The 12,937-nt window shown below is 47.3% G+C and carries 4 protein-coding genes, 2 rRNA genes and 3 pseudogenes; 3 read left to right on the forward strand and 6 right to left on the reverse strand.

Going from position 1 to position 12,937, the window contains the following annotated elements; translation table 11 throughout:
• Positions 1-114: 114 nt before the first annotated feature.
• The 3 genes and pseudogenes from ACH19P_RS12850 to ACH19P_RS12860 all read right to left on the reverse strand — a co-directional run bounded on the left by ACH19P_RS12850 (position 115) and on the right by ACH19P_RS12860 (position 6,300).
• Positions 115-2,999 (reverse strand): 23S ribosomal RNA (locus ACH19P_RS12850).
• Positions 3,000-3,256: 257 nt separating this feature from the next.
• A 16S ribosomal RNA gene (locus ACH19P_RS12855) occupies positions 3,257-4,789 on the reverse strand.
• The 16S and 23S rRNA genes sit together here, the layout of an rRNA operon.
• Before the next feature lie 652 nt (positions 4,790-5,441).
• Positions 5,442-6,300, reverse strand: a pseudogene (locus ACH19P_RS12860) (tetratricopeptide repeat protein).
• A gap of 91 nt (positions 6,301-6,391) precedes the next feature.
• Here ACH19P_RS12860 and ACH19P_RS12865 point away from each other — a divergent pair.
• On the forward strand, positions 6,392-7,690 hold the full coding sequence (locus ACH19P_RS12865; protein WP_462159353.1) for a M20 metallopeptidase family protein: 1,299 nt from the start codon (positions 6,392-6,394) through the stop codon (positions 7,688-7,690).
• On the opposite strand, the pseudogene ACH19P_RS12870 reads toward ACH19P_RS12865, so the two are convergent.
• From ACH19P_RS12870 to pomA, 3 genes and pseudogenes are all read right to left on the reverse strand, one after another.
• Positions 7,687-9,608, reverse strand: a pseudogene (locus ACH19P_RS12870) (DNA topoisomerase III). The gene ACH19P_RS12865 and the pseudogene ACH19P_RS12870 overlap by 4 nt on opposite strands.
• Positions 9,609-9,723: 115 nt before the next feature.
• Positions 9,724-10,649: pseudogene (locus ACH19P_RS12875) on the reverse strand (flagellar motor protein MotB).
• A gap of 2 nt (positions 10,650-10,651) precedes the next feature.
• A complete protein-coding gene (gene pomA, locus ACH19P_RS12880) occupies positions 10,652-11,413 on the reverse strand; it encodes a flagellar motor protein PomA (protein ID WP_462158930.1) in 762 nt (253 codons plus the stop codon).
• Between the two features lie 265 nt (positions 11,414-11,678).
• Between pomA and ACH19P_RS12885 the strand changes: the two genes are divergently transcribed.
• Together ACH19P_RS12885 and ispA are read left to right on the forward strand one after the other, a co-directional pair.
• Entirely contained in the window at positions 11,679-11,918 is a 240-nt protein-coding gene (locus ACH19P_RS12885) for an exodeoxyribonuclease VII small subunit (protein ID WP_347390689.1), read from the forward strand.
• Between the two features lie 8 nt (positions 11,919-11,926).
• Positions 11,927-12,814, forward strand: a complete 888-nt coding sequence (gene ispA / locus ACH19P_RS12890) for a (2E,6E)-farnesyl diphosphate synthase (RefSeq protein ID WP_462158931.1) — start codon at positions 11,927-11,929, stop codon at positions 12,812-12,814.
• Positions 12,815-12,937 lie beyond the last annotated feature (123 nt).

The following is a 12,937-nucleotide window of genomic DNA, read 5'->3' on the forward strand; positions in this document are numbered from 1 at the left end:
TTACTAATCGCTATTGCAATCAGTATTAATTCGGAAAGCTTTATAAGTAAATGTCTACTTCAGTCTTTAATTTCTAACTTCTAACTTAACAGTCTCACACCATTTTGGCGTTGTATGGTTAAGCCTCACGGGTAATTAGTACAGGTTAGCTTAACGCCTCACAGCGCTTCCACATCCTGCCTATCAACGTTGTAGTCTTCAACGGCCCTTTAGTGGAGTCGAACTCCAAGTGAGAACTCATCTCGAGGCTCGCTTCCCGCTTAGATGCTTTCAGCGGTTATCGATTCCGAACGTAGCTACCGGGCAGTGCCATTGGCATGACAACCCGAACACCAGCGGTTCGTCCACTCCGGTCCTCTCGTACTAGGAGCAGCCCCTCTCAATTCTCAAACGCCCACGGCAGATAGGGACCGAACTGTCTCACGACGTTCTAAACCCAGCTCGCGTACCACTTTAAATGGCGAACAGCCATACCCTTGGGACCGACTTCAGCCCCAGGATGTGATGAGCCGACATCGAGGTGCCAAACACCGCCGTCGATATGAACTCTTGGGCGGTATCAGCCTGTTATCCCCGGAGTACCTTTTATCCGTTGAGCGATGGCCCTTCCATTCAGAACCACCGGATCACTATGACCTACTTTCGTACCTGCTCGACGTGTCTGTCTCGCAGTTAAGCTGGCTTCTACCATTACACTAACCGTACGATGTCCGACCGTACTTAGCCAACCTTCGTGCTCCTCCGTTACTCTTTGGGAGGAGACCGCCCCAGTCAAACTACCCACCAGGCACTGTCCGCAACCCCGATTCAGGGGCCAACGTTAGAACATCAAACATACAAGGGTGGTATTTCAAGGATGGCTCCACGGTAACTGGCGTCACCGCTTCAAAGCCTCCCACCTATCCTACACATGTAGGCTCAATGTTCAGTGCCAAGCTGTAGTAAAGGTTCACGGGGTCTTTCCGTCTAGCCGCGGGTACACAGCATCTTCACTGCGATTTCAATTTCACTGAGTCTCGGGTGGAGACAGCGTGGCCATGGTTACACCATTCGTGCAGGTCGGAACTTACCCGACAAGGAATTTCGCTACCTTAGGACCGTTATAGTTACGGCCGCCGTTTACCGGGGCTTCGATCAAGAGCTTCGTCCGAAGACTAACCCCATCAATTAACCTTCCGGCACCGGGCAGGTGTCACACCGTATACGTCATCTCGCGATTTAGCACAGTGCTGTGTTTTTAATAAACAGTCCCAGCCACCTGGTCACTGCGACTCTCAAGTGCTTACGGAGCAAGTCCTTCACACTCAAGAGCGTACCTTCTCCCGAAGTTACGGTACTATTTTGCCTAGTTCCTTCACCCGAGTTCTCTCAAGCGCCTTAGTATTCTCTACCTGACCACCTGTGTCGGTTTGGGGTACGATTCGATATAAACTGAAGCTTAGAGGCTTTTCCTGGAAGTATGGCACCAACAGCTTCCACTCCGTAGAGTGTCGTCTCGTATCTCAGCCTTAAAGAATCCCGGATTTTCCTAAGATTCAAGCCTACATACTTTCACACGGACAACCAACGCCGTGCCTGCCTAGCCTTCTCCGTCCCCCCATCGCATTTATACCAAGTACGGGAATATTAACCCGTTTCCCATCGACTACGCCTTTCGGCCTCGCCTTAGGGGTCGACTCACCCTACCCTGATTAACATGGGATAGGAACCCTTGGTCTTCCGGCGTGCGGGTTTTTCACCCGCATTGTCGTTACTCATGTCAGCATTCGCACTTGTGATATGTCCAGCATGCCTCCCGGCACACCTTCAGCCACTTACACAACGCTCCCCTACCCCGCGAGCAAAGCTCGCAGCCGCAGCTTCGGTGGTATGTTTAGCCCCGTTACATCTTCCGCGCAGGCCGACTCGACTAGTGAGCTATTACGCTTTCTTTAAAGGGTGGCTGCTTCTAAGCCAACCTCCTAGCTGTTTTAGCCTTCCCACATCGTTTCCCACTTAACATACACTTTGGGACCTTAGCTGGCGGTCTGGGTTGTTTCCCTCTCCACGACGGACGTTAGCACCCGCCGTGTGTCTCCCGGATAGTACTCATTGGTATTCGGAGTTTGCATGGGGTTGGTAAGTCGGGATGACCCCCTAGCCCAAACAGTGCTCTACCCCCAATGGTATTCGTCCGAGGCTCTACCTAAATAGATTTCGGGGAGAACCAGCTATCTCCCGGTTTGATTAGCCTTTCACTCCTAGCCACAGGTCATCCCCTAACTTTTCAACGTTAGTGGGTTCGGTCCTCCAGTTGATGTTACTCAACCTTCAACCTGCCCATGGCTAGATCACCGGGTTTCGGGTCTATACCTTGCAACTCAACGCGCAGTTAACGCTCGCTTTCACTACGGCTACCCTAATCGGTTAACCTCGCTACAAAATATAAGTCGCTGACCCATTATACAAAAGGTACGCAGTCACCCTCGAAGGGCTCCTACTGCTTGTACGTACACGGTTTCAGGTTCTATTTCACTCCCCTCACAGGGGTTCTTTTCGCCTTTCCCTCACGGTACTGGTTCACTATCGGTCAGTTGGGAGTATTTAGCCTTGGAGGATGGTCCCCCCATATTCAGTCAAAGTTTCACGTGCTCCGACCTACTCGATTTCACTTATAAGACATTGTCGTGTACGGGACTATCACCCTGTATCGTGCCACTTTCCAGAGGCTTCCACTAACACCAAATAAGCTTAAGGGCTGGTCCGATTTCGCTCGCCGCTACTTTCGGAATCTCGGTTGATTTCTTTTCCTACGGGTACTTAGATGTTTCAGTTCTCCGCGTTCGCCTCTTACACCTATGTATTCAGTGCAAGATACCTGTAAACAGGTGGGTTTCCCCATTCGGAAATCCTGGCCTCAAGCGCTTTTTACTAGCTTGACCAGGCTTATCGCAAGTTAATACGTCCTTCATCGCCTCCAACTGCCAAGGCATCCACCGTGTACGCTTAGTCACTTAACCATACAACCCAAAAGGGTGTGTATTTCAAGGACTGTTTAACTTCGCCAGAAGTTAGAATACTAAAGTAGACGCACAATCAACTTTCGTTGACTGGCATATTTCTTTACTTATTGAGAACTCTAAATCATTCAAATTGAACAATTCAAAGTTTTTATCAGCTTTCCAAATTTTTAAAGAGCAAAATATTACCTACCGGCCTAGCCAGTAAGTAACAATCATCTGTGTGGACACTGCGAACAAATTAGTTCTAAATCGTATAAGGAGGTGATCCAGCCCCAGGTTCCCCTAGGGCTACCTTGTTACGACTTCACCCCAGTCATGAATCACTCCGTGGTGAACGTCCTCCCGAAGGTTAGACTATCCACTTCTGGAGCAACCCACTCCCATGGTGTGACGGGCGGTGTGTACAAGGCCCGGGAACGTATTCACCGCGACATTCTGATTCGCGATTACTAGCGATTCCGACTTCATGGAGTCGAGTTGCAGACTCCAATCCGGACTACGACGCACTTTAAGTGATTCGCTTACCCTCGCAGGTTCGCAGCACTCTGTATGCGCCATTGTAGCACGTGTGTAGCCCTACACGTAAGGGCCATGATGACTTGACGTCGTCCCCACCTTCCTCCGGTTTATCACCGGCAGTCTCCTTAGAGTTCCCGACCGAATCGCTGGCAACTAAGGATAGGGGTTGCGCTCGTTGCGGGACTTAACCCAACATCTCACAACACGAGCTGACGACAGCCATGCAGCACCTGTATCAGAGTTCCCGAAGGCACCAAACCATCTCTGGTAAGTTCTCTGTATGTCAAGTGTAGGTAAGGTTCTTCGCGTTGCATCGAATTAAACCACATGCTCCACCGCTTGTGCGGGCCCCCGTCAATTCATTTGAGTTTTAACCTTGCGGCCGTACTCCCCAGGCGGTCTACTTAATGCGTTAGCTTTGAAAAACAACTCCGAAAAGTCGAGCTTCTAGTAGACATCGTTTACGGCGTGGACTACCAGGGTATCTAATCCTGTTTGCTCCCCACGCTTTCGTACATGAGCGTCAGTGTTGACCCAGGTGGCTGCCTTCGCCATCGGTATTCCTTCAGATCTCTACGCATTTCACCGCTACACCTGAAATTCTACCACCCTCTATCACACTCTAGTTTGCCAGTTCGAAATGCAGTTCCCAGGTTAAGCCCGGGGCTTTCACATCTCGCTTAACAAACCGCCTGCGTACGCTTTACGCCCAGTAATTCCGATTAACGCTCGCACCCTCCGTATTACCGCGGCTGCTGGCACGGAGTTAGCCGGTGCTTCTTCTGTAAGTAACGTCACAGCTAGCAGGTATTAACTACTAACCTTTCCTCCTTACTGAAAGTGCTTTACAACCCGAAGGCCTTCTTCACACACGCGGCATGGCTGCATCAGGCTTGCGCCCATTGTGCAATATTCCCCACTGCTGCCTCCCGTAGGAGTCTGGACCGTGTCTCAGTTCCAGTGTGGCTGATCATCCTCTCAAACCAGCTAGGGATCGTCGCCTTGGTGAGCCATTACCTCACCAACTAGCTAATCCCACTTGGGCCAATCTAAAGGCGAGAGCCGAAGCCCCCTTTGGTCCGTAGACATTATGCGGTATTAGCCGTCGTTTCCAACGGTTGTCCCCCACCTCAAGGCATGTTCCCAAGCATTACTCACCCGTCCGCCGCTCGTCATCTTCTAGCAAGCTAGAAATGTTACCGCTCGACTTGCATGTGTTAGGCCTGCCGCCAGCGTTCAATCTGAGCCATGATCAAACTCTTCAATTAAAAGTTTTTTGAATCCGAAGATTCGGCGCTCATTGAATTCTGATTTTGATTCTTTCGAATCGAATTGACTGTGCTGAAACAAGTAAACTTGTTTCCGTTGGTCACTCAGTTCAATTGAGACTCTAAATTTGTTTGCGTCATCTAGCGAACTAGAATCTGCTGTTAGAACTCAACCTGTACGAGTGCCCACACAGATGATTGCTTCATATTTTTAAAGAACGTTTCGAGACTCTTTCGCGTCTCGAGGGCTGTGCATTCTACTCAACCCTGATTTGTTGTCAACACTTAATTTTGAGAATCTTTAAAGTTTTTCAAAACCCAGTTTTACTTGACTCAACCTTCACTTCGTATCGCTTGTTTGTAAGCAGTCCGCCGTGTCGGTGGATGCGCATTATAGGGAGAAACGATTTCGACGCAACCCCTTTTTTAAAGAAAATTGCTAAAAAATGCGTTTTAAGTATCAAATGATTAAAAAGCACTCAAAAGTGAGTGTTATGTAGCCAAAAAGCAGGCTTTATTATGATTATTCCGTGATAGGACTACTAAGTATCGAACAACTCTGGGAAAGATCAAGGTAAGTAATCAAAAATAATAACGGCGAACCTGAGTCCGCCGTAACCTTATATAAATACCTTTACTACCTTCATTACTATTAGTAGAGAATGCTATACAGCTTGCGTCGGTATGTCGCTGCCAGCGCATCCCCTTCATGAAGGGTAGCAATAATGTCTAGATAGAATTTCTTCGCGTCACCAAAGTTGAGATTCTTTAGATAACACAGTGAATAATGTTGCGAGCGCTTCTTCTTTTCTACCCGCTTCATTTAGAGCTACCGATAATTTAACTTTGTTTTCAAGGTTTGTTGGGTCTTGTTCAACGGCTTGTTGCAAAGATTGTATCTCAGGTGAGTCTTGCGCTTGTTCTGCTAATTCTAATTTTGCCTTGATGTTATTAAAGTAAGCATCTTGCTCAGCCAGAGCAATTGTTTCAATTAAGGCTTTAGCATCTTCTAGACGATGAATTTGGATACAGATATCCGCCAACACAAGTTTAATGCGTGAGTTAGTTGCATCAATTTCATAAGCTTGCTTTGCATATTTGAATGCGTCGTTGAGGTTCTGGGCTGCCAACGCCTCTTTTGCTTGTTGAAGTAATGCATCTTGTGGCTGAGGGAGGTGCTTATGAAGCGCTTCTTTGATTTGCTGTTCACTTTGTGGCCCAGGAAGCATATCTACTGGCGCTCCCCCTTTAAGTAGCACAAGTGTAGGGAGTGCTTGCAAACCAATTTGCTGTGCCAGTTGAGCAGCAAGTGCTTGTTGCTGATCACAATCAAGCGTCGCTACCACAAGATTTTGTGGATACTGCTGTGCTAGACCATCAAGAATATGTGCTTGGTCTAGACATTCAGGGCTTTGTGCAGAGAAAAAGCTCAGGGCAACGATATTATCTTCTGATGTTTGTCCTAATACCTGCTGGATGTTTTCAGCGGTTACTTGAATTTTGTTCGTCATGGTTAAGTTGCCATCTATTTAGAATTACGCTTTGATATGGTGGCAAAGCTAATTATTACAAGTAAGGATCATTATGGGGTTTCTAAATAAAATGACAATGGTCAGTACCGCGCTTGTGCTCGCTACATCTGTCCCTGTTCATGCAAATATCGAAGTAAAAGAGCGTCTACCTGAACTTGAGAAAATCTACCTCGACTTACATCAATCTCCAGAGCTTTCTTTCTCTGAGAAAGAAACAGGCAAGAAAATAGCCAAACAGCTTAAAAAACTCGGTTTTACAGTCACTGACGAAGTTGGCGGATACGGTGTCGTTGGCATATTGAAAAACGGTGATGGCCCAACGGTGATGATTCGAACCGATACCGATGGCTTACCTATTATCGAAGAAACCGGCGTGCCTTATGCGTCAAAGGTTACGGTAGTAAATAAAGAAGGCGCACAAGTCGGTGTGATGCACGGTTGTGGTCACGATATTCACATGACCAGCTTTATCGGCACGGCTCAGCACTTGGTTGCCCACAAAGAACAATGGCAAGGCACATTGATGATGGTCGCTCAACCCGCCGAAGAAGTCGGTGCCGGTGCAAAGGCAATGTTGAACGAAGGACTGTTCGACAAATTCGCTAAGCCAGATCACATCATCGGCCTGCACGTGAGCGCCAGTGTTCCTGCAGGTAAAGTGGCACTAAAACCTGAATACACCATGGCGAGTGTCGACTCCGTGGACATCCATGTAAAAGGTAAAGGCGGCCATGGCGCGTATCCACACACCACAATTGATCCTGTGGTTATCGCCTCACGCATCGTGCTTGCGCTGCAAACTATCACTAGCCGAGAACTCTCGCCACTAGAGCCTTCTGTTGTCACCGTAGGTTCTATTCACGGCGGCTCTAAGCACAATGTGATTTCAAATGAAGTGAAGTTGCAACTAACATTGCGCAGCTACAACCCTGCGGTACGTGAACAACAAATCGCGGCTATTAAGCGTATTACCGCAGGTATCGCTGCAAGTGCGGGTTTGGACGAGTCACTCTACCCTAAAGTGGTGGTTCATGAAGGCGAGTCAATCCCATCTACCTATAATAACCCTGCACAAACCGCACGCGTAACGTCTGCAATTAAAGCCGCCATTGGTGAAAGTAACGTTGAATTGACTGAGCCGGTAATGGCTGGCGAAGATTTTGGTTTGTATGGCCGTACAGAAGACAACCTACCCATCACGCTATTTTGGCTAGGTGGCGTTAACCCTGATACATACAGCGACGCAATGAAGAACAACACCCAGTTGCCTTCGTTGCATTCAAGTAAGTTTGCACCGGATTACCAAAAGGCCATCCCTACGGGTGTTAAAGCAATGAGTAACGCCGCACTCGCTTTGTTCAACGACTAAGCAGAGGCTTTATTACTTTTCGGGCGCGGGCTTTTTCTTCTCGCGCCTTTAAACTTTCTCTTCACCTGACCTTTAATGTGCGCAAACTGAGCACTGTCACAACTTTTTGCTTCTTCGATTAGCGATCCCAACTGCCCGACTAGAGGCTGCATAAAGTCATCATATTTCAGCTGCTTTTCGGCTATTTGTGCCAACGCCATTTCCCAATGCGCGGTCATATCAGGGGTCGATAGCGTCTCTGGTAATGCATTGATCAACGCCACGCCTGCGTCAGTAGCAATGATTGATTTTCCACTTCGTGCCAAAAAGCCACGCTTAAACAACAGCTCAATAATACTGGCACGCGTTGCTTCGGTGCCAAGACCGTCTGTTTCGCGCAATACTTTGCGTATGTCTTTATCTTTCACATAACGGCTGATCGCGGTCATTGCAGCCAAAATAGTGGCATCGGTAAAATGTGCCGGAGGGGTGGTGTTTTTATCAAGCCGGCGTGCATCCTCACACAACACCTGCTCACCCACACTCAAAGGTGGCAGTATTTGTACTTCTTTGTCTTCCTTTTTAGGGAGCAACACTTTGTAACCAAGTTCAATCTCTTCTTTCGCTTTGGTGGTGAATCTGCCGCCGGCGATATCCACTTCTACATCGGTCTGGTTGTAGCGATAAGCTGGCATGAACTGCATCACGTATTGGCGACAAATAAGTTCATATATCTGGCGCTCAGTGTTAGTGAGTTGCGCAGACGTTTTTTTGTTGGTCGGTACAATCGCGTGGTGTGCAGCCACTTTAGCGTCATTAAAACAGCGTACTTTCTTCGTTGTGTTAACCGTGTTGAGCTGCTCCTGAGAAAAAACTCCATTGGCGACAACACTATTGATGATATCTTGTGCCTGTGAAAAATGGTCGTTCGGCAGGTAACGATTATCAGAGCGCGGGTAGGTAATTAAGGTATGTTTCTCATACAAACTTTGGCACGTATCAAGCACCACTTTTGCAGCCAGACCGAATCGCTTTGCTGCGTCAATTTGCAGCGCAGACAGGTTATAAGGAAGTGCCACCAACTCTTTTTCTCGGCCCGTTTCACGTCTGTAACGATTCCCTGTTGGCCAGTAATACGAGAAATAACGTTATCAGCAAGCGCTTTAACAAGCACGCGACCTTGCTCATCTTGATAAGGCTGACACGCCTCACTGGGTTGCCACTTAAGCGTAAAGCCTTGTTGGTTTTGGCTGCGCATCAGCGCTTCGACTTCATAAAAAGGTTTGCTCACAAACTCATTTATTTCCTTGTCACGCGCAACAACTAATCCCAATACCGGAGTTTGCACTCGCCCTACCGACAACACACCTTGATACCCTCCTTTTTGCCCCGCCAGTGTGTAAGCTCGCGTGAGATTCATACCGAAGAGCCAATCCGCTCGCGAACGTGCCAACGCCGATACACTCAATGGAATAAATTCAGCATTAGAGCGTAGCTGCGCCAACGCTTTTTTCACCGCAGGTAAGTTCAAATCACTGATCAATAATCTTTGGATGCTTTGCTTTTTAGCCGCGCTTATATTGGCTTGAGAAATGACTTCATCAACAAGTAACTGCCCTTCTCTATCTGGGTCACCAGCATGGACAAGTTGCGAAGCTTGCTTGATCAACTTTTTGACTAAGGTGAATTGTTTGCGAGTTTTGCTTTTTGCTTTTAGTTGCCACTGCGTGGGAACAATTGGCAAATGCTGTAGCTGCCACTTTTTATAAGCTGCATCATAATCATCAGGTTCGGCTTGTTCGAGTAAATGGCCGATGCACCAAGTCACGCAATCGCCATTACCAAGTTCAATGTAACCCTCTTTTTTATTGTGGGGTTTTGGCAGGGCTGCGGCAATGGCACGCCCTAAAGAAGGTTTTTCCGCAATATATAGCTTCATAGCAAAACAACTGTTCATCCATACAGTAACAACAGTGTAGTGTAATTTACGCTGTGATGAAAGGAGATTAAAGCTGATGTGCGCTAATGCGCGCACATCGAATTGAGCGAGGGAATTACTGCACTACTTCAATCGGGTCAGACTCTTTGGCTTTACCTTGCATGATAGAGATCTCTACACGGCGATTGCGCTTACGGTCTTCATCGGTTTCATTGGGCACAAGCGGTCGTGTATCAGCATGACCGACCACGACCATACGCGTTTTATCAAAGCCATCAACTTTTTGCATCTCACTGGCCACTGCCACTGCTCGTTTAGCGCTCAGATCCCAGTTGTTGGTGTAGAGTTCATTGGACACTTGGAAATCATCTGTATGTCCAGACACCGTGATTTCACCAGGTACATCTTTAAGCAGTGTCGCAATATCTTGCACAATAGGTTTGAACTTTGGCTGTAAGAACGCGCTGCCTGAAGGGAAAGAGCCATTCTCACGAATACGGATAATGATCTGTTGACCTAATGATTCCAGCTCAATGGCACCATCAATAATTTGCTGCTCAAGCTGTTGCGCAATTTTCTTAACGAGTTCGTTTACACGCTCTTGGTCTGCCGCGGCTATTGCTTGTTGTTGGGATTGTTCATCAGCGGTACTAGCAGATTCACCGCCACGTTGTTCACCGCGTTGCTCTTGGCGACCACCTGCGGAGTCTTCTTCCCCTGCTTGAAACTCGAGCATTTGCTGAGTCATTTCTACCGTCTGTTGCTGGATTGTTTCAATCGGCGTCGGATCTGGACGACCTGGTTTGAATTCCATCGCAATAACGCTGGTACCTTTTGGAATGTCTTTAACTTCGAGTTTGTTTTGTACACCAAATGCGAACTTCATTGAGCCCGCTATCTGCTTAAATTTAAGCACATCCATTTCTGAGAAAGCGAGCAGCAGTACGAAGAAACACATCAAGAGCGACATTAAGTCGGCAAACGTTCCCATCCAAGCTGGTAGCCCGGGGGAGGACATTTACACTTTTCCTCATCCGACATACCTACTCCTCGGTATCTACCTGACGTTTAGACTCAGCCAGATAATTTTTCAGGATACCTTCAATTACTTTTGGGTTTTGACCGTCTTGAATACCTAGAATCGCGTCGAGGATCAGGCGCTGATTCAATTCTTCTTCGCCTTTACGCAGCTCGAGTTTTGATTGAATTGGAATAGCAATTACGTTCGCCAAGAACGCACCATATAATGTAGTCAGTAGTGCAACAGCCATTGCAGGACCAATCGCTTTGGGGTCATCCATGTTAGAAAGCATGGCTACCAGACCGATTAGCGTACCTATCATCCCCATCGCCGGAGCAACATCACCCAGGGCTTTAAATAAGCCTGCGCCTTGCTCATGGCGGGTGGTTGTGAGGGATATGTCTTTTTGCAACGTCGCGCGCACCACGTCTGCATCGTGGCCATCAACCAACATGTCGATGCCTTTACGCATGAATTTGTTTGAGATTTCAGCTTCTTCCAATGCAAGGAAGCCACCTTTACGCGCTGAGTCAGCCAGTTCGACTGCTTTTTCAATTAGCTCATCAGGTGTTTCAATCTTGAACATGAAGGCTTTAACAGCAATTTTACCTATGGCAAAGAATTGACCCATAGTAAAGTTGGCCAACACAACAAACAGTGAACCGGCGAAAACGATAAGAATGGACTGCGTATCATAGAAGATACTTATGTCTCCACCGAGTACCATAGCCATCACAACGAAGCCAATTGCTCCGAGAATACCTATTATGGTTGCTAAATCCACACGTCCTCCACCCACTGTCACTACTTTAGTGCACCTAAAGACAAGCGTACGCTTTGGTGCCTAAAGTTCTGTCGTTATTATAAATACTCTTAAGCTATCGGCAACTTGCTGAATTACTTGAATCATTTTTTAAAGCTTAATCTAATATTAATAAAATTAGCAGCCTTCAGTTACTTTGTTACGAAATTATCTCGTGCTCTTTGACCAAAATGCACAATACCCCTAAAATTGGCGCTCTTATAAATCAGTAACGAGCGTAAAGGCAATGGCCCAAAAAAAACCAGAAAACCTCAGTTTTGAGGACGCAATCAACGAACTGAGCCAAATCGTCACCGAAATGGAACAAGGTGATATGCCTTTAGAGCATTCATTGAAGCAGTTTGAGCGCGGTATTAGTTTAGCCAATGTCTCTGCGCAGAAACTTGATTCTGCACAACAAAAAGTCAGCATGCTAATGAGTAATGATCTCAATGCTGAGCTAACGCCAATGGATGACCAAGAGTAGTTCTGCCAGTGGAATTAAAAGACGCATTAGTACAAGCACAAGAAGATGTTGTAACGACGCTAGAAGATTACTTTGCAACTCAAAGCGCGGCGCAGTCGCGTATTCTCGCCGCAACCCAATACAGTGTACAAAACGGTGGCAAAAGGCTGCGTCCACTGCTCGTCTATTGTGTTGGCAACATGTTGGGCGCCAATAAAACGGATCTCGATAAAGCCGCCGCCGCAATTGAATGTATTCACAGCTATTCACTGGTACATGATGATTTACCAGCTATGGATGATGACGAACTTCGCCGTGGTCGCCCCACTTGTCATATCGCCTATGATGAAGCCCATGCAATACTCGCTGGCGACACACTGCAAACGATCGCGTTTGAGCTGCTCAGCAGTGCTGAATTTACGATTGATGCACGTGCGCAGCTAGATTTGGTCAATGCATTGAGTAAGGCGTCTGGTTTACTCGGCATGGTGGGTGGCCAAGCGCTCGATATCGAGGCAACAGACAAAACTATTTCACTTGCTGAACTCGAACAAATTCATAAGGCGAAAACGGGGGCGCTGCTAAGCTGCGCAATTGAACTGGGCTATTTGTGTGCGCAAAACGTAGAACAATCGACGAAACAAGCGCTCGATAGCTATGGCCGAGCGATTGGCTTAGCCTTTCAAGTGAAAGACGATATTTTGGATATTGAAGGCGACACGCAGACGCTAGGCAAGCCTCAAGGTTCTGATTTGGCAGCGAATAAAGCGACCTACCCAGCTCTGTTGGGGTTAGATGGTGCGAAACAAAAGCTACAACAACTGTATGATGATGCCATCAGTGCACTCGATGTGCTGCCGTACGATAGCGCTATTTTGCAACAACTTGCACAGTACGTTATCGCCCGCGATCACTAGTACAGAATTGATGACTACTCACTGCGCAAACATTAAGGCTAATGCAGCAGTGGGTAGCCTAGCCTCTCATAGCGACACAAATCGCACATGAGTGCACCCTAAGTTCTAAAAATTACTACAGAT

It is taken from the genome of Pseudoalteromonas sp. GB56, from assembly GCF_054923835.1.

What these genes read in the sequence shown, in the direction of transcription:
- ACH19P_RS12865 (WP_462159353.1), top strand. Translation starts at nt 6,392, where the DNA reads ATGACAATGGTCAGTACCGCGCTTGTGCTCGCTACATCTGTCCCTGTT.
- ACH19P_RS12885 (WP_347390689.1), top strand. Translation starts at nt 11,679, where the DNA reads ATGGCCCAAAAAAAACCAGAAAACCTCAGTTTTGAGGACGCAATCAAC.